16 protein-coding genes are annotated in these 16,795 nt (G+C 65.2%); 10 read left to right on the top strand and 6 right to left on the bottom strand.

The window, feature by feature from the left end:
- Nucleotides 1-41: 41 nt before the first annotated feature.
- The 3 genes from SR870_RS08110 to SR870_RS08100 all read left to right on the top strand — a co-directional run bounded on the left by SR870_RS08110 (nt 42) and on the right by SR870_RS08100 (nt 3,083).
- The gene (locus tag SR870_RS08110; RefSeq protein WP_416221138.1) at nt 42-1,823 is read left to right on the top strand and encodes a flagellar hook-length control protein FliK; all 1,782 of its coding nucleotides are present in this window, start codon (nt 42-44) and stop codon (nt 1,821-1,823) included.
- The gene (locus SR870_RS24155; protein ID WP_416221137.1) at nt 1,820-2,089 is read left to right on the top strand and encodes an EscU/YscU/HrcU family type III secretion system export apparatus switch protein; all 270 of its coding nucleotides are present in this window, start codon (nt 1,820-1,822) and stop codon (nt 2,087-2,089) included. Before SR870_RS08110 ends, SR870_RS24155 begins: the two co-directional genes overlap by 4 nt.
- Nucleotides 2,090-2,264: 175 nt before the next feature.
- Nucleotides 2,265-3,083 carry a penicillin-binding transpeptidase domain-containing protein gene (locus SR870_RS08100; RefSeq protein WP_322517481.1) on the top strand — a complete coding sequence of 273 codons (819 nt, stop codon included), beginning with the start codon at nt 2,265-2,267 and terminating at the stop codon, nt 3,081-3,083.
- Between the two features lie 4 nt (nt 3,084-3,087).
- On the opposite strand, the gene SR870_RS08095 is transcribed toward SR870_RS08100, so the two are convergent.
- Nucleotides 3,088-3,525 (bottom strand): DUF4260 domain-containing protein, encoded by a 438-nt coding sequence (locus tag SR870_RS08095; protein WP_322517480.1) that lies wholly within the window; start codon nt 3,523-3,525, stop codon nt 3,088-3,090.
- Between the two features lie 300 nt (nt 3,526-3,825).
- Between SR870_RS08095 and SR870_RS08090 the strand changes: the two genes are divergently transcribed.
- Nucleotides 3,826-5,358 carry an acyl-CoA carboxylase subunit beta gene (locus SR870_RS08090; RefSeq protein ID WP_322517479.1) on the top strand — a complete coding sequence of 511 codons (1,533 nt, stop codon included), beginning with the start codon at nt 3,826-3,828 and terminating at the stop codon, nt 5,356-5,358.
- A gap of 187 nt (nt 5,359-5,545) precedes the next feature.
- Here SR870_RS08090 and SR870_RS24150 read toward each other — a convergent pair whose 3' ends face one another.
- The 3 genes from SR870_RS24150 to SR870_RS08080 all read right to left on the bottom strand — a co-directional run bounded on the left by SR870_RS24150 (nt 5,546) and on the right by SR870_RS08080 (nt 7,104).
- A complete protein-coding gene (locus SR870_RS24150) occupies nt 5,546-6,133 on the bottom strand; it encodes a DUF2971 domain-containing protein (protein WP_416221157.1) in 588 nt (195 codons plus the stop codon).
- Between the two features lie 335 nt (nt 6,134-6,468).
- Entirely contained in the window at nt 6,469-6,807 is a 339-nt protein-coding gene (locus tag SR870_RS08085) for a HigA family addiction module antitoxin (protein ID WP_322517478.1), read from the bottom strand.
- A 12-nt stretch (nt 6,808-6,819) separates the two neighbouring features.
- On the bottom strand, nt 6,820-7,104 hold the full coding sequence (locus SR870_RS08080) for a type II toxin-antitoxin system RelE/ParE family toxin (protein ID WP_322517477.1): 285 nt from the start codon (nt 7,102-7,104) through the stop codon (nt 6,820-6,822).
- A 343-nt stretch (nt 7,105-7,447) separates the two neighbouring features.
- Here SR870_RS08080 and SR870_RS08075 point away from each other — a divergent pair, with 343 nt between their 5' ends.
- From SR870_RS08075 to SR870_RS08065, 3 genes are all read left to right on the top strand, one after another.
- Nucleotides 7,448-8,506 (top strand): lipase family protein, encoded by a 1,059-nt coding sequence (locus SR870_RS08075; RefSeq protein ID WP_322517476.1) that lies wholly within the window; start codon nt 7,448-7,450, stop codon nt 8,504-8,506.
- 138 nt (nt 8,507-8,644) lie between these two features.
- A complete protein-coding gene (locus SR870_RS08070; RefSeq protein ID WP_322517475.1) occupies nt 8,645-9,193 on the top strand; it encodes a hypothetical protein in 549 nt (182 codons plus the stop codon).
- Nucleotides 9,194-9,352: 159 nt separating this feature from the next.
- Entirely contained in the window at nt 9,353-10,162 is an 810-nt protein-coding gene (locus tag SR870_RS08065; RefSeq protein WP_322517474.1) for a DUF1295 domain-containing protein, read from the top strand.
- A gap of 88 nt (nt 10,163-10,250) precedes the next feature.
- On the opposite strand, the gene SR870_RS08060 is transcribed toward SR870_RS08065, so the two are convergent.
- Nucleotides 10,251-10,529: a GCG_CRPN prefix-to-repeats domain-containing protein gene (locus SR870_RS08060; protein WP_322517473.1), complete on the bottom strand. Its 279-nt coding sequence runs from the start codon at nt 10,527-10,529 to the stop codon at nt 10,251-10,253.
- A 203-nt stretch (nt 10,530-10,732) separates the two neighbouring features.
- Nucleotides 10,733-11,176: a hypothetical protein gene (locus SR870_RS08055; RefSeq protein WP_322517472.1), complete on the bottom strand. Its 444-nt coding sequence runs from the start codon at nt 11,174-11,176 to the stop codon at nt 10,733-10,735.
- 309 nt (nt 11,177-11,485) lie between these two features.
- On the opposite strand from SR870_RS08055, the gene SR870_RS08050 reads away from it, so the two are divergent.
- From SR870_RS08050 to SR870_RS08040, 3 genes are all read left to right on the top strand, one after another.
- A complete protein-coding gene (locus SR870_RS08050) occupies nt 11,486-14,968 on the top strand; it encodes an indolepyruvate ferredoxin oxidoreductase family protein (RefSeq protein ID WP_322517471.1) in 3,483 nt (1,160 codons plus the stop codon).
- Nucleotides 14,969-15,231: 263 nt separating this feature from the next.
- Entirely contained in the window at nt 15,232-16,380 is a 1,149-nt protein-coding gene (locus SR870_RS08045; RefSeq protein ID WP_322517470.1) for a thiolase domain-containing protein, read from the top strand.
- Nucleotides 16,380-16,772, top strand: coding sequence for a Zn-ribbon domain-containing OB-fold protein (locus SR870_RS08040; RefSeq protein ID WP_322517469.1), 393 nt, complete (start codon nt 16,380-16,382; stop codon nt 16,770-16,772). Before SR870_RS08045 ends, SR870_RS08040 begins: the two co-directional genes overlap by 1 nt.
- Nucleotides 16,773-16,795: the final 23 nt, after the last annotated feature.

Here is a 16,795-nt window from a genome sequence, read left to right as displayed (position 1 = left end):
CGCTAGCCTGATCGGAATTCTCGCGCAGCGACGTGGTCCTCATGGCGATTTCGGTCAATCCGAACCTTCCGGTCATCGCCCTGCAGGGCGTGACCGCCGACGTCGCGCTGCAGCCCGGCACGGTGGTTCAGGCCAAAGTGCTGTCGGTGCTCGACAACAATCAGGTCCGGATCGCGATCGGCGGCCAGACCGTCGACGCCACCACGCAAATTCCGCTGCAGGCCGGACAGAGCCTGCAGGTCGCGGTGTCGCAGACCGAACAGGGCATCCGCCTCGCGGTGGTGAACCAGCCGGCGACGGCGTCGGTCACGACCGCAAATCTCGCCGCGTCCAGCGCCGCGCTCGACACCGTTACGCTCGCACCCCAGGCGATCACGCTGACGTCGCAAGCCGCGCCCAGCATCGTGCCGTCGGCGAACGCGCTGACGCCGCAGCAACTCACGGCGCTGACGAATGCGGCGCAAGTCGCAGCGACGCAGCAGACCGGGCTGTCGGCGCTGTTCGCCAATCTCGCCGCGGCGACCGATCTCGCCAGCCTGCCGCAGGCGGTGCGCGCGGCGGTCGAACAGGTGCTGGCGCAGCGCTCCAATCTCACGCCAGCTCTGACCGGCGCCGACATCCAGCGCGCGTTCCAGCGTTCGGGGATCTTTCTCGAAGCGTCGCTGGCGAGTGCGCAGCCGGCGACCGCCGGCACAGATCTCAAGGCCGCGCTGATCGTGCTGCGCCAGGTGCTGAGCACCGCGCTCGGGAGCAATGCGACCGCCGCGCAGCCGGCCTCGTCCGCAACGACGATGCAGCTCCTTCAGGCCGGGCAGGGCACCCAATTGCTGGCGCAGACCGCGCTGCTCGCCGCGCAGACCGGCCTTCTGAACGCGACCGATCCAACGACCGCGCAGGCGACGCCGTTCGCGGCCGCCGGCCTCGCGACAGCGACGCTCGCGACTTCGACCGCCGCGCCGGCGAGCGTTGCGAGCGACGCGGCCGAGCAGGCGCTGATCCGGAACGTGATCAATCAGCTCACCAACGTCAACGCATCCCCGTCCGCTTCGAACCCGACGGCGTCGACCCAGACCACGGCCGCGACGCTGAGCGCATTGCAGGCGGCGATCCAGGCCAATCCGCAGGCGGCGGCGCTGCTCGCCAAGACCGGCTTCGCCAACAACGCGCTGCTGCTGTCGCTGCTGCCGGCGGTGGCCGGCGGCGCGCGCGCGGGCAAGGTCGACGACAACGCCGTCGCGCGTACCAACACGCCGCCGCCGCCGATCGGCGGCGCGCTGCCGGCAGCGCAGCCGGTGATGCCGGCGAACCTCGATCCGCACGCGCCGCTCGACACCGCGCTGCGCCGGATACTCACCGAGACCGAAGGTTCGCTGGCGCGGCAGACGTTGCTGCAGGTCGCCTCGCTGCCGGACCGCGCCGATCTCGCACAGGCTAAGCTCGACGCGCCGCAGCCGCGCTGGAGCTTCGAGATTCCGTTCACCACGCCGCACGGCACCGCGGTGGCGCAATTCGAAATCTCCCGCGACGGCGACGACGGCCAGACCGGCGCGGCCACGCACCGGGTGTGGCGGGCGCGGTTCTCGCTCGACGTCGAGCCCGCCGGTCCGGTCCATGCGCTGATCTCGCTGCAGGGCGAGAAGACCTCGGTGCGGATGTGGGCGGAGCGGCCGTCCACCGCGGCGCAATTGCGCGCCGGCGCGTCGCAGCTCAGCGCCGCGCTCAGCCGCGCCGAACTGACGCCCGGCGATATCGTCATTCGCGACGGCGCGCCGACCGCGCCGCCGCCGGCTGCGGCCGGCCATTTCCTGGATCGCGCGCTGTGACCGTCAGCATCAAGAACCCGATCGCCGTCGCGCTGCACTACGATCACGACGGCGCGCCGCGCGTGGTCGCCAAGGGCAGGGGGACGATCGGCGCCAGGATCATCGAGGTCGCCAAAGAGCACGACGTTCCGATCGAGGAGAACGAAGTGCTGGCCGGCGCGCTGTCGCATGTCGAGCTCGGCGACGAGATTCCCGAGGAGCTCTACAAGGCGGTCGCCGAAGTGCTGGCGTTCGTGCTGAAGCTGTCGGGCCGGGCGCCGCGCTAAGCTTCTCGCCGTCATTGCGAGCGTAGCGAAGCAATCCAGCGCCGTGCATTGAGCCGCTGGATTGCTTCGTCGCTGCGCTCCTCGCAATGACGGTGAGGTTGATAGCTCGACGGCCATCGTTTCACCACGAGCCTCGCGCATCCTCCGCGCTTTATCCATCCTCGAGGACCATCCGTTGCTCACCCGTCGTTCCGCTCTCGCCCTCGGCGCCGCCGCCCTGCTACCCACCCCCCGGGCCTTTGCGGAAGTGGCGCCGCCGCGCAGCGAAATCCGCACCAGCCTCGCCAAGCGCTTCACCGATGAAGGCACGGCAGGTACTTTCGTCGGCTACAGGACCGACGATTACTTGATCATCGCCAGCGACGCGCAGCGCTCGGGCGAAGCTTTCCTGCCGGCGTCGACTTTCAAGGTGCCGAATTCGCTGATCGCGCTCGAGACCGGCGTGGTCGGTGATCCGGACAAGGATTTGTTCAAATGGGACGGCGTCACCCGCAGCATCGAGGCGTGGAATCGCGACCACACGTTGCGCAGCGCGATCGCGGTGTCGGCGGTACCGGTGTATCAGGAGATCGCCCGCCGGATCGGTCCGGAGCGGATGCAGAAATGCTTGGACCTGTTCGAGTATGGTAACCGCAACATCGGCGGCGGCATCGATCAGTTCTGGCTGACCGGCGATCTGCGGATCGACTGCATCCAGCAGATCGACTTCCTCGACCGGCTGCGCCGCCGCGCGCTGCCGGTCGCCAAACGCAGCCAGGATATGGTCGTCGACATCCTGCCGGTGACGAAAGTCGGCGACGCCGTGATCCGCGCCAAGACCGGGCTGCTCGGCGCCGAGAAGGGCCAGCCGTCGCTCGGCTGGCTGGTCGGCTGGGCCGAGAAGGGCGACCGGCAGACGGTGTTCGCACTCAATCTCGACGCCCGCGAACCGCGTCACGCCGCGGCGCGGATGACGCTGGCGCAGCAGTGCCTGACGGATATCGGCGCGATCTGAGCGCTTAGTTCACTTCGGAGGTGACCGCTGCGGCCGGCTTGCGCTTGCCGATCCGGCCGAGATGGGTGTCGTGGAAGCTCGATCCGTATTTCAGGCCGTAGCCGAGCATGCGGTCGAATCCGATATGGGCGAACCAGATCAGCGCCAGCGTGCCGGCCATCGGCCACAGCACGAGGATGCCGCCGATCGCCAGCGCCAGCGGCGCGACCGTGGTGTGCAGCGCGTTGTAGACGATCGCGCCGATCCGCGGCCCGGCGAGATAGCCGAGGAAGCCGAGATCGGGCGCGAAGAACAGGATCGCGTACAGCTCCCAGGGCGCATCCGCGATCAGATAGAACAGCGACGCGCCGACGAACAGCGCCGCGCCTTCGGCGCGGACCAGCGACGCAACGCCGCCGCTCACCGCGCCGGGATTGCTCGTTTCATGGGTGGGCTCGATCATGTGGGTGCTCCAGCGCGGGACACGCGATATAGGGCGGTTTGCGCTGCAGCGCCATCGCGCTTTCGCATCTGGCCGATGCAGTTTTGGCGGCAGTGGCGGGCTGCCGGCCGCTTTGCGTCCCGCAAAGCCGCGGCGCGGCCGGCCGGAACGCGCCGAAAGGGCTATTCCGGGCCGCCCCGAGGTGGTTTCCCCCTGCGAAAGCCCCGTGCTAGAAGGCCTTGATTATCGGGGCGATCCGGGGGCACAAACCCGGCACGCCTTGCGGCAGGACAACGACATCAAGAAGCGCGGCTCAACCTCATGAAACACATCCTAGAAGCACTCGACGAACGCCGGGCGGCGGCCAAACTCGGCGGCGGCGAGAAGCGCATCGACGCGCAGCACGCGCGCGGACGGCTCACCGCGCGCGAGCGCATCGACCTTTTGCTCGACAAGCATTCGTTCGAGGAGATGGACATGTTCGTCCAGCACCGCTCGACCGAATTCGGGATGGAGAAGACGAAAATTCCGGGTGACGGTGTGGTCACCGGCTGGGGCACCGTCAACGGCCGCAAGACCTTCGTGTTCGCCAAGGACTTCACCGTGTTCGGCGGCTCGTTGTCGGAGACCCACGCCGCCAAGATCACCAAGATCCAGGACATGGCGCTGAAGGCGCGGGCCCCGATCATCGGCCTGTACGACGCCGGCGGCGCGCGCATCCAGGAAGGCGTCGCGGCGCTCGCCGGCTATTCCTACGTGTTCCGCCGGGTGGTGCAGGCCTCCGGCGTGATCCCGCAGATCAGCGTCATCATGGGCCCCTGCGCCGGCGGCGACGTCTACGCCCCGGCGATGACCGACTTCATCTTCATGGTGAAGAACACCAGCTACATGTTCGTCACCGGCCCCGACGTGGTGAAGACGGTGACCAACGAGGTCGTCACGCCCGAAGAGCTCGGCGGCGCCTCCGTCCACGCCACCCGCTCCTCGATCGCAGACGGCGCGTTCGAGAACGACGTCGAGACGCTGCTGCAGATGCGCCGGCTGCTCGACTTCCTGCCGGCCAATTCGTCGGACGGCGTGCCGGAATGGCCGAGCTTCGACGACATCGAGCGCGAGGATTTTTCGCTCGACACGCTGATCCCGGACAATCCGAACAAGCCCTACGACATGAAGGAACTGATCCTGAAGGTCGTCGACGAGGGCGACTTCTTCGAATTGTCGGACGCCTTCGCCAAGAACATCATCACCGGCTTCGGCCGCATCGCCGGCCGCACCGTGGGCTTCGTCGCCAACCAGCCGATGGTGCTGGCGGGAGTGCTCGACTCTGACGCCTCGCGCAAGGCGGCGCGGTTCGTGCGGTTCTGCGACAGCTTCAACATCCCGATCGTCACCTTCGTCGACGTGCCGGGCTTCCTGCCGGGCACCGCGCAGGAATATGGCGGGCTGATCAAGCACGGCGCGAAGCTGTTGTTCGCGTTCTCGCAATGCACCGTGCCGCTGGTGACGCTGATCACCCGCAAGGCCTATGGCGGCGCGTTCGACGTGATGGCCTCCAAGGAAATCGGCGCCGACATCAACTACGCCTGGCCGACCGCGCAGATCGCGGTGATGGGCGCCAAGGGCGCGGTCGAGATCATCTTCCGTCAGGACATGAACGATCCCGACAAGATCGCGGCCCGCACCAAGGAATACGAGGACCGCTTCCTGTCGCCCTTCATCGCCGCCGAACGCGGCTACATCGACGACGTCATCATGCCGCACGCGACGCGGCGCCGGATCGCACGCGCGCTGGCGATGCTGCGCGACAAGCACGTCGATCTGCCGCCGAAAAAGCACGACAATATGCCGTTGTAGGGAGATAGAGACGACAATTCGATCTCTAGAAGATATTGCCCAGTGCTCCACGGAGGCGAGCGCTCGTTAACGAGACAAGGACGGCTAGTTCGTCATCAAGGTACTTGAACGGTGCTCATATGAGGGCAAAGGGGCACGCTGGAACTGAGTAGAAACGCTGTCAAAGGGGCGCGGCACAGCAATTCCGTTAGACCCTGATTGGTAGATCAGACATGTGGACCTCCTTGTCCGCCATATTATGCTGATAAAGGATGTCATGTATCGTCTGTCGTTGAATTTCGGGATGCGCGCACGGTCCTATAGTGACGCTCTTAATGGGTAGTCGGTCAGGCATATTTTGATCGTCAGGCCGCGCCTTCAAGTATGGAACTATCCCGATAGGCGATGCTCGGTAATTCTGGCCACGAAGGTACCTCGGCCCCGGCGGCCATCGGACCGCTAATCGCCATTCTTTCTCAACTTCAAACTGAGGGTGCTTCATTGTTGAGCAGCAATCTATGCATAGCGAGGCGAATTTCTGACTGAAGTCGACCTGCGACTGATGGTTTGCTAATATGTACTTTCGGTGATGCCTGAAGTATTCGAGGCCGCCTTCAATAACGTTGTTTACTATCTCTGTTTGTTTAGATGCATGGTAAACCATCGGTACGAGGTCGAAGTCGTTGGGTGACCAATTTACAAACATGAACCCACGCGTGGCGAATTCTATTGAGATGGGTACGGTATCTTTGCCATAGACGCGCCACTGATTTAGCAGGTTGTTCTCCTCGCACATACAAAACACGAAGATGTCGGTAGCGGATTTCGCTTGCTCGATCTCCTGCAATGTAACAAGTAAAATGTGTGATTCGTCCGAGTCTGTAAGGGTGCTGCTTTGATCCTCGATAATTTGGCGAAAGAGCTTCGCCCCGTATGTCAACTCTGATAGGTCGTTCATGTACCTGAAGTCAGAGAACCAAAGCTCGCCACTCTGAATGATATTAAGAAACGCTGCGCTAGACGTATAGTGAAAGAGCGACTCAGGGTATTCGTCGGGGTTGCTCCAGCCTGAATGACGAATGACGCTTTCTTCCAGCTCGCTGAATTGCAGCCCAGTTTGTGTTCTTTGACTCATTTGCTCCTCGCACCAATCAACGCTGTTAGGGGGCGTGCAAATGTCGCCTTTCTCGGCCTGATCCGCTTCAGCTCTTCAGCGCTATTATCCTCCGCGACCTCGAGATCGAACTGCGCCTGCAGGTTCATCCAGAAATTCGGCGTCGTGCCGAAATACTTGGCCAGTCGAAGCGCGGTGTCGGCCGTCACTGGGGTTTCCTGGCGCGCCAGCCGTTCGATCCGGGTGCGCGGCACGCCGCAGGCCGCGGCGACCGCATAGGGCGACACGTTCATCGGCAGAAGAAATTCCTCGCGGAGAATCTCGCCGGGATGAACAGGGGGAAGCTTCTTCGTCATCGTGGCCTCGCGCTAATGATAGTCGACGATCTCGACATCTTCCGGGGCGGTGTCTCTCCAGCGGAACACGATCCGCCATTGATCGTTGATCCGGACCGAATGATACCCCTTGAGGTCCCCGCGGAGCGCTTCCAGCCGATTGCCGGGAGGGAGCGCGAGGTCGTCGAGCGATCCGGCCGCGTTGAGCTGAACCAGCTTACGTCGTGTCACCGCGAGCAGGTCCGCGGGAAATCCCTTCGGCGCCCGCCGGTCGACCAGAATCGTTCGAGCAAACTTGCCACGAAAGCTGCGGATCATGCTGATCCCCAAATCGTGAGGAAGCGTATCACGGTGCGATACGTTCAGTCAACCCAAGGCTTCGTCGTGTTTGTCTGGTTCGCGAAGATCTCGAGACAGCAAGCAAGGCCAGTATAGGCGAAGCGTGAGCCGGCTCGTGGCTCCCCGACGCGTGGTATTTCGGGCCTCTTGTCCGCCGTTAGTTGTAGCGCCGCCTCCGCAACTTCGCTGGAATTGCGCCGCGAACAGGGACAAGATCGCCGCCTGAGCGCAACGCCTCCGCGGCATTTGTCGTCGCGGCCGATGGCGTAGGCGGCTCCGATTTCGAGACGAAACTGATTGCTCGATCCGGGAGGGCCGAACCATGCGTGCCCTGTTTCTCATCCTGCTGATCGCCGCAGCGGCCTTGGCCGGGTGGCTTTACTATCACGGCTCGTTCGACAGCTATCGGCAGAAGACCGGCGAGGCCTTCATTCGGGTCGGCGATTTTCGTGCGGCGCATCTGCCGTCTGCGAACTATGCCGGGCACTATCTGCCTTATGCGCTGTTCGCGCTGCAGGCCTATGATCCGGCCGGACCGGGCGGTTCGCCGAAGCTGAACGGACTGCTGGAGCGCCCGGCGCCGGACGATCCTTCGCGGAGCAGGATCACCGCCGAACTGCGCGATGGCTGGCTCGACGACTGGACCCTGATCGAGCAGGGTGAGGGGCCGTTGCCGTGTCCGGAGGGCGACGGGCAGTGCGGCGGCCGGGCACTCGGCGGGCTCGGTTACAAGGTGTTCGGTTCGCAAGCGCGCAACGAGATCGTCGTCGCGTTCCGCGGCACCGACTTCAAGGAGGCGCACGACTGGATCGCCAATCTGCGCTGGGTGACGCGGTTCCTTCCGTACTACGATCAGTACGCGCAGGTGCAGCGCCATATCGGGCCGATCCTCGACCGCGCCCTGGCCGCGCACGGACAGGCCGATCCGACGATCGTCGCCACCGGGCATTCGCTCGGCGGCGGGCTGGCGCAGCAGGCGGCCTACAAGGACGGGCGGATTCGCTTCGTCTACGCATTCGATCCCTCGACCGTCACCGGCTATTACGACCCCGATGTGCCGGGCAGGGAGAATTCGGTCGGGCTGCTGATCGACCGGGTGTATCAGCGCGGCGAGGTGCTGGCCTATCTGCGGTTCCTGATGACGCAGCTCTATCCGGTGGCGGCGTTCAATCCGCAGATCCGCACCGTGCGGTTCAGCTTCGGCGCCGAGGGCGGCGTCGTGGCCAGGCACAACATGGCGGATCTCGCCGCCGGCCTGCTCGAAACCGCGGGAGCGCCGGAGGCGTGGGCCGCGCGCGCGAGCCCGCTGCCGAATGCGCCCGGCAGCGATCCCGGCGACAACTGGATCTATCGCCTGGTCGACTGGATCAACCGGAAGTAATTGAACCGGCCGACGGCCGGTGACGACCAAGGCGATCGCTCCGCTCCGGTGCAGGCTGCGGCTGCCGGGCCGGTGCGCGATATTGTAAACGGCCGCGGTCTCGGGCACAGTTCGCCGTCCTTCCCCAGGTTCGCCCTCATGCATCGCCGCTTTATCGCCGTCCTCGCCTTCGCCGCCGTGCTGGCGCCTCTCGTGCCGGCGCAGGCCCTGGAGCAGATGCTGCTGAAGCCGCCGAAGGGCTTCAAGGTCGTGGCCGAGTCCAAGACCGACACGACGAGCACGGCGGTGATGGTTCCGGACGGCCAGAGCGCGGCGAACTGGACCGAGAAGCTGACGACGCAGATTCTGTTCAAGCAGGCCGAGCAGTCGCCCGCCGACTATCGGGCGCACTCCGAAAAGGCGGCGGCGGCCGAATGCCCGGGCGCGACCTTCGAGACGATCAAGGACGGCACCGAGAACCTCTATCCGATGGTCACATGGACCGAGACCTGTCCGAAGGCGAAGGACGGCGGCAAGTCCGAAGTTATCTGGTCGAAGGCCGTGCGCGGCCGCGAGAATTTCTATCTGTTGCAGAAGGCGCACCGCTTCGAGCCCAATGCCAAGCAGCGCAAGGCGCTCGCCCGGCTGTTCGATGCGTCGCGAGTGTGTGATACCCGCGTGCCCGGCCATCGCTGCAAACAGAAGTGAGCCGCGGCGCGATCGCTCGCGAGGCGGCGCGCGTGACGATGGAGCGGGCGGACCTCGCCACTCGCATCGACCCGTTTTCCACGTGGCGCCATGTCGGCCGCCGGCCTAATATGCCGGCGGACGGCGATTGCATCACGCGGCCAGTCGAGGCGAGTCGATATGACAGTTCCGTGGCATCTTGTCGGGCTTGCGTTCCTGATCTGCCTGGCCGTCTCGGCGCCGGGCTTCCGGCGGGTGTATTACTTCGTCAGCCTTTGCTATGCCGGCGCCATTGCGGCGCAGAGCCTGGTGTTCTGGCTGGTGTTTCACGACACGGTCGAGGGATGGACGCTGCTGCAGCTCGGCCTGCTGTTCGTCTACGGCGTCCGGCTCGGTGCCTTTCTTGCGATCCGCGAGCGCAACCCGGTCTATGCCAGAGAACTCGCCGGTGCGGAGCGGCGCACCGCCGGAGTGAAGCTGTGGCAGAAGGTGGCGATCTGGCTCGGCGTCAGCCTGCTGTTCACGCTGCTGTTCCTTCCGGCGCTGCTGACGCTGTCGTTGCAGGCGCAGGGCGCTTGGCCGGCCTCGACGCCGCTCGGCGTCATGGTGATGGTCGCCGGTCTCGTCATCGAGAGCGTCGCGGACTGGCAGAAATATCGCTACAAGCTGGCCAACCCGGCGCATTATTGCGACGTCGGGCTGTACCGCATGGTGCGCTGCCCGAATTATTTCGGCGAGATGCTGTTCTGGTTCGGCGTCTGGCTGTCCGGCCTGTCGGCCTATACGACGATCGCGGCGTGGCTGCTGGCGACGCTCGGGATGTTGTACATCGAAGCGCTGATGACGGCGGCGGCGGCCGGCCTCGAACGCAAGCAGGACGAACGCTACGGCACCGAGCCGGACTATCAGGACTACGTCCGGACCGTGCCGATCCTGTTCCCGGCCACCGCGATCTATTCGCTGCGCAAGCTGCGGCTCGCGTTCCGCTGACCGGGCGTGCCCGGCGAACGACGCTCGTCGTCGCAAACGAAAAAGCCCCGCGCGAACGGGGCTTTCGTCGATGCGGCGTCGATCCGGATCAGTAGCGGCGGAGGCAGCGGCCGGCACGCCAGAAATAGCCCGGCGGGCAGACGCGCGGTGCGACGACGCGCGGTGGGACGACGACCACCGGCGGACGGCGATACATCGGACGGCAGCGGCCCATCGGACCGCGGGCCCAACCTGGGCCGCAGCCCTGTGCGACCTGAATGACGTCGGCCGGTGCGGACGAGCCGAGCGGCGCCAGCGGAATCGCGCTGGCTGCACCAGCGCCGACAAGCGTGGCTGCGAATACGGTCGCTGCGAAGATGGCTTTCATGTTGTTTTCCTCTGTTGCCGCGGCGCGGCGCAACACGCGTCCGTGCCCCGGGCCGACCTAGTCGAGTCGCCGTGAATAGGCCATGAACGCCTTCGTTTCGACGAGAGCCGCCGTGCGGCCAGGATCGATGCGCAGCGCATGGAAATGCAGCGGATGCATCGCTGCATCCGCTGCTCAGGTCGATCCGCCGATCAAACTGTGTGCTACTTCGTTCCTTGGGACCCGGCCGGGCCGGTCGGCGATGTCGTGCCATCCGCCGTCGGCGGCACTGGCGGCGCCGCATTGTCGCGCGATGGAGCGGCTCCGGTGGTCGTCCCCGGCTGCCGATTGATGCCCGGCGTCGCGGCCGGCGCAGCCGGATCGGTGGCGGGCGCGGTCTGCGCAGTCTGGCCTGCGGATGTTTCCGGCGGATTCGGAATCACGATCGCCTCGTCCTTCGGATCGAGCGACGACGTATTCAGGCCGTAGAACACCGCCGCGAACACCACCACGATGGCGACGGCAAACGCCGCAATCCGGCCTGCGGTGGCCGGGCCTTGCTTCGATTCGGGATCGGCCTGAAGTTCGTGATCGAACTGCGACGGAGCCCGCCGATCGTCGGCCTGCATGCCGGGCCGAACAGGATCGTTGGGATTGCGTGGCGCCATGAAGTCCTCCTTTCGTCATCGCGGAATCAATCCATCGCGTCCTGATCCGTTCCCGGCCGATTTCGATCGGCATGGCCTTGGTCGCTTCGCCTGTTGCAGCGCGTCGGACACGATCGTTCGCGGAGAAGCGGTTCCGCGACGTTATCTTTAAGTCCACGGCGCGCAGAAGAGAACGAAACTGCGAAGTTCGGCGTGCAGTGCATCCGCCGTATTTTGTGATGCGCCAGCCACATGAACCGGCATAGACTGATTCCAAAGACCGCAGGAGCGGCCGGATGGTTGCGCGGTCCAACGTGTCATGAGGGCCGTATGGGAATCGACCAGGGACCGATCAGTCTCGACCAGAAATACACCCAGCATTCGGGACACATCTTCCTCACCGGCATTCAGGCGCTGGTGCGGCTGCCGATGGCGCAGGTCCGGCGCGATCGCGCCGCCGGGTTGAAGACCGCGGGATTCGTCACCGGCTATCGCGGCTCGCCGCTCGGCGGCTACGACCAGCAGCTCGTCGCGGCGCGCCGGCATCTCGAGCAATACAACGTCAAGTTTCAGCCCGGCGTGAACGAGGATCTCGCCGCCACCGCGATCTGGGGCACCCAGCAGCTCAATTTGTCGCCCGGCGCGCAATATGACGGCGTGACGGGCATCTGGTACGGCAAGGGCCCGGGCGTCGATCGCTGCGGCGACGTGTTCCGCCACGGCAACGCCGCGGGCTCGGCCAAGAATGGCGGCGTGCTGTGCCTCGCCGGCGACGATCACGGCGCCAAATCCTCGACCGTGCCGCATCAGTCCGACCACGCCTTCATCGCGGCCTTGATGCCGTATCTGTATCCGTCGTCGATCCACGAGATCATCGAGATGGGCCTGCTCGGCATCGCGATGTCGCGCTATTCCGGCTGCTGGGTCGGCATGAAGGTGATCACCGAGACGGTGGAGACCACCGCCGAGATCAATCTCGCCGACGAGATGACGCCGTTCGTGATCCCGAACGATTTCGAGATGCCGCCGGGCGGCCTCAATCTGCGCTGGCCGGACGACCGCTACGAACAGGACCGCCGGCTGCAGGACTACAAGGGCTTCGCCGCGATCGCCTTCGCGCGCGCCAACAAGGTCAACCGCATCACCATGGATTCGCCGAACGCGCGGTTCGGCATCATGGCGTCGGGCAAGAGCTACGAGGATGTCCGCCAGGCGCTGCGCGAACTCGGCATCGACGAGCAGGTGGCCGCGCGCATCGGGCTGCGGCTGTACAAGATAGGCATGCCGTGGCCGCTGGAGCCGGAAGGCGTGCGCGACTTCGCCCACGGCCTCGAGGAGATCTTCGTCGTCGAGGAGCGCCGCGAGATCGTCGAGAACCAGCTCAAGCAGCAGCTGTTCAGCACCCGCGACCGGCCGCGCGTGATCGGCAAGATGGACGAGCACGAGCATCGCTTCCTGCCGTTCGCGCAGGAGCTCAGCGTCGCCAAGGTCGCGACCTCGCTGGTCGACCGCCTGCTGGCGATGGAGATCGATCCGACCATCGCCGAAATGCTGCGGGCCAAGGCCGACTGGTTTCACGGCCGCGACGCCTCGCAGGTGCAGAACGTGGTGCCGATCGCGCGGACGCCGTATTTCTGCTCGGGCTGTCCGCACAATACGTCCACCAAGGTGCCTGAGGGCAGCCGTGCGCTGGCCGGCATCGGCTGTCACTTCATGTCGCTGTGGATGGACCGCAACACCGAGACCTTCACCCATATGGGCGGCGAGGGCGTGCCGTGGGTCGGCATCGCGCCGTTCACCGACGAGAAGCACATCTTCGCCAATCTCGGCGATGGTACCTATTTTCATTCCGGCTCGCTGGCGATCCGGCAGTCGGTCGCCTCGAAGGCCAATATCACCTACAAGATCCTCTACAACGACGCGGTGGCGATGACCGGCGGCCAGCGCCACGACGGCGATCTGTCGCCGCAGCAGATCACCTATCAGCTCCACGCCGAAGGCGTCCGCGCGATCTATCTGGTCTCGGAAACGCCCGACGCCTATCCGGCGGGCAGCATCGCGCCGGGCACCATCACGCGGCATCGCGACGAACTCGACGCGGTGATGAAGGAATGCCGCGAGATCGAGGGCGCGTCTGCGATCGTGTTCGTGCAGACCTGCGCCGCCGAGAAGCGCCGCCGCCGCAAGCGCGGCACGCTGGAGGATCCGCCGCGCCGTGTGATGATCAACGCCGCGGTGTGCGAAGGCTGCGGCGACTGCTCGGTGCAGTCGAACTGCATCTCGGTCGAGCCGCTGGAGACCGAGCTCGGCCGCAAGCGCACGATCAACCAGTCGACCTGCAACAAGGACTATTCCTGCCTCAAGGGCTTCTGCCCGTCCTTCGTCACCATCGACGGCGGGGCCTTGCGCAAGCGCGCGCCGGTCGATCTCGGCGGCCTCAGTGATCTGCCGGAGCCTTCGAGCCGGCCCGGCCTCGACAAGCCGTACAACATCGCGGTCGGCGGCGTCGGCGGCACCGGCGTGCTGACGATCGGCGCGCTGCTCGGCATGGCGGCGCATATCGAGGGCAAGGCCTCGATGATCCTCGACATGTCGGGGCTGGCGCAGAAGGGCGGCGCGGTGCTGAGCCACGTGCGCTTGTCGGACAAGCCCGAATACGTCACCTGTTCGCGGATCGTCACCGGCACCGCCGACGTGCTGATCGTCGCCGACGAGGTGATGGCGATCTCCAAGGAGACGATCTCGCTGTGCGAGCAGGCCCGCACCCACGGCATCGTCAACACGCATCTGATCCCGATCGCCGATTTCATCCGCAACCGCGATTTCGATTTCCAGACCCGCAGGGTCAACAGCGTGCTCGAAGGCGCGCTGCGCAAGGACTCCGCGTTCCTGGATTTCACCAAGGCGGCGGAAACGCTGCTCGGGGATTCGATCGCCACCAACATGATGATGATGGGCTACGCCTATCAGCAGGGCCTGCTGCCGCTGCAGGCGGCATCGATCGAGCAGGCGATCGAACTCAACGGCGTGTCGATCAAGATGAACACCCAGGCGTTCAATCTCGGCCGGCTCGCCGCCGCCGATCCGGCGCGGCTGGCATCGCTGCTTCAGGGCGCCGACGACACGGCACCGCGCAAGACCCAGGGCGAGATGTCGCTCGACGAGATCATCGCGCATCGCAGCGCGATGCTCACGGCATATCAGGGCAAGCGGCTCGCCATGCGCTACAATGATCTGGTGGCGAAGGTCCGCGCCGCGGCGGACGCCGGCGGCTATGGCGAGGAGCTGCCGCGCGCGGTGGCGATCAACTATGCCAAGCTGCTGGCCTACAAGGACGAGTACGAGGTGGCGCGGCTGCTGACCCAGCCCGCGTTCGAACAGCAGATCCGCGATCAGTTCGAGGGCGACTACAAGATCAGCTTCAACCTCGCGCCACCGATCCTGCCGGGCGTCGACGTCACCGGCCGCCCGAAGAAGCGGCAGTTCGGCGAGGGCATGCGCCCGGTGTTCCGGTTGATGGCGAAGCTCAGCTTCCTGCGCGGCACACCGCTCGATCCGTTCGGCTATCACCCGGAGCGCAAACTCGAGCGCGACCTGATCGCCGGCTATGAGAAGGACGTCGGCACGGTGCTGCAGCAACTCTCGCCGCGCAGCATCGACATCGCGGTCGAGCTGCTGTCGATGCCCGACCGGATTCGCGGCTACGGCCCGATCAAGGAAAAATCGGTGCAGGACGCCAAACTCCGCTACGCGGAATTGGTGCGCGATCTCGTCAATCCGCCCGACCTGCCGCGGCAGATGGCGGCGGAATAGCTCATCTTTTTTGTGCCCCGGACAAGGTGCATTGCGTCGCTTGCGGCGTGATGCACTGCAGATCCGGGGCCCCGGCTCGTATCGCGCGCCACAGACCGGGGTCCCGGGTCTGCGCCGCAGCGCTACGCGCTGCGTCTTGTCCGGGACACGGTCGAAGCGTTTTCCGGAACGCGGCAGGCAGCGTGCTTCAATGACAGTGCACTTGCCAATTCGTCTCCGACGCGCGAAACATCTGCGACAGCAAACGCCAGCGGAGAACTGCGTTGACAATAAGAGGCAAGGCTTTCATTGCCGGAATCTACGAACATCCCACGCGCCACGCGCCCGACAAATCCATCGCCCAGCTCCATGCCGAAGTCGCCAAGGGTGCGCTCGACGATGCTGGGCTGACCCACAAGGACGTTGACGGCTATTTCTGCGCCGGCGATGCGCCCGGCGGGCTGTGGCCGATGGTCGACTATCTCGGCATCAAACCGCGCCACGTCGATTCGACCGAAACCGGTGGCTGCTCCTACATCATCCATCTCGGCCATGCCGCGCAGGCGATCGCCGCCGGCAAATGTTCGATCGCGCTGATCACGCTGGCCGGCAAGCCACGCACCGGCGCGATGCCGCCGCGCGCGCAGGGCGCCGAGGCCGATTTCGAGACCGCCTACGGGGCGACCACCCACAATGCCTATGGCATGTGCGCCATGCGCCACATGCACGATTACGGCACCACCAGCGAACAACTCGCCTGGATCAAGGTCGCGGCGTCGCATCACGCGCAGTACAACCCGCATGCCATGCTGAAGGACGTCGTCACGGTGGAGGACGTCATCAATTCGCCGATGATCTCCGACCCGCTGCATCGGATGGATTGCTGCGTGGTCAGCGATGGCGGTGGGGCGCTGATCGTGACCACGGAGGAGATCGCCAGGAGCCTGAAGAAGCCGCTGGTGCGCCTGATCGGCCATGGCGAGGCGATGAAGGGTCCGCGCGGCGGCAAGGATCTCGATCTCACTTATTCGGCCGGCGTCTGGTCCGGCCCGCGCGCGTTCGAGGAAGCCGGCATCACCCCGAAGGATATCAAATACGCCTCGATCTACGACAGCTTCACCATCACGGTACTGATGCAGCTCGAAGACCTCGGCTTCTGCAAGAAGGGCGAGGGCGGCAAGTTCGTCGCCGACGGCAATCTGATTTCCGGCGTCGGCAAGCTGCCGTTCAACACCGATGGCGGCGGACTGTGCAGCAACCACCCGGTGAATCGCGGCGGCATGACCAAGATTCTGGAAGCCGTGCGCCAGCTCCGCGGCGAAGCGCATCCCAAGGTGCAGGTGCCGAACTGCGACCTCGCCATCGCCCACGGCACCGGCGGCATGCTCGGCATCCGCCACGCCGCATCGACCTGCATTCTGGAGCGCGTGTGATGAACAGCCCCGTGAAATATCCCGCGCCGCAAGGCAATCCGGAAACGAAGGCTTTCTGGGATGCGGCGAGCGAAGGCAAGCTGCTGATCAAGCGTTGCCAGGCCTGCGGCGAGGCGCACTACTTTCCGCGCGCGCTGTGCCCGTTCTGCTTCTCCGACCAGACGGTGTGGGAAGAGAGCAAGGGCGAGGGCGAGATCTACAGCTACAGTCATATGCGAAAATCCGCGACCGGCCCTTACGCCATCGGCTACGTCACGTTGAAGGAGGGCCCCTCGGTGCTGACCAATTTCGTCGATTGCGATTTCGCCTCGCTGAAAATCGGGCAGAAGGTCAAGGTGGTGTTCAAGCCGAGCGACGGCGGCGCGCCGCTGCCGTTCTTCACAGTGGTCTGATTACTTCCCTCTCCCTTGTGGGA

The sequence above is a fragment of the Rhodopseudomonas palustris genome, from assembly GCF_034479375.1.
GTDB lineage: Bacteria > Pseudomonadota > Alphaproteobacteria > Rhizobiales > Xanthobacteraceae > Rhodopseudomonas > Rhodopseudomonas palustris_M.
Note: the sequence above shows the minus strand (reverse complement) of the source record. Positions and strands in the feature narration are given on the sequence as shown.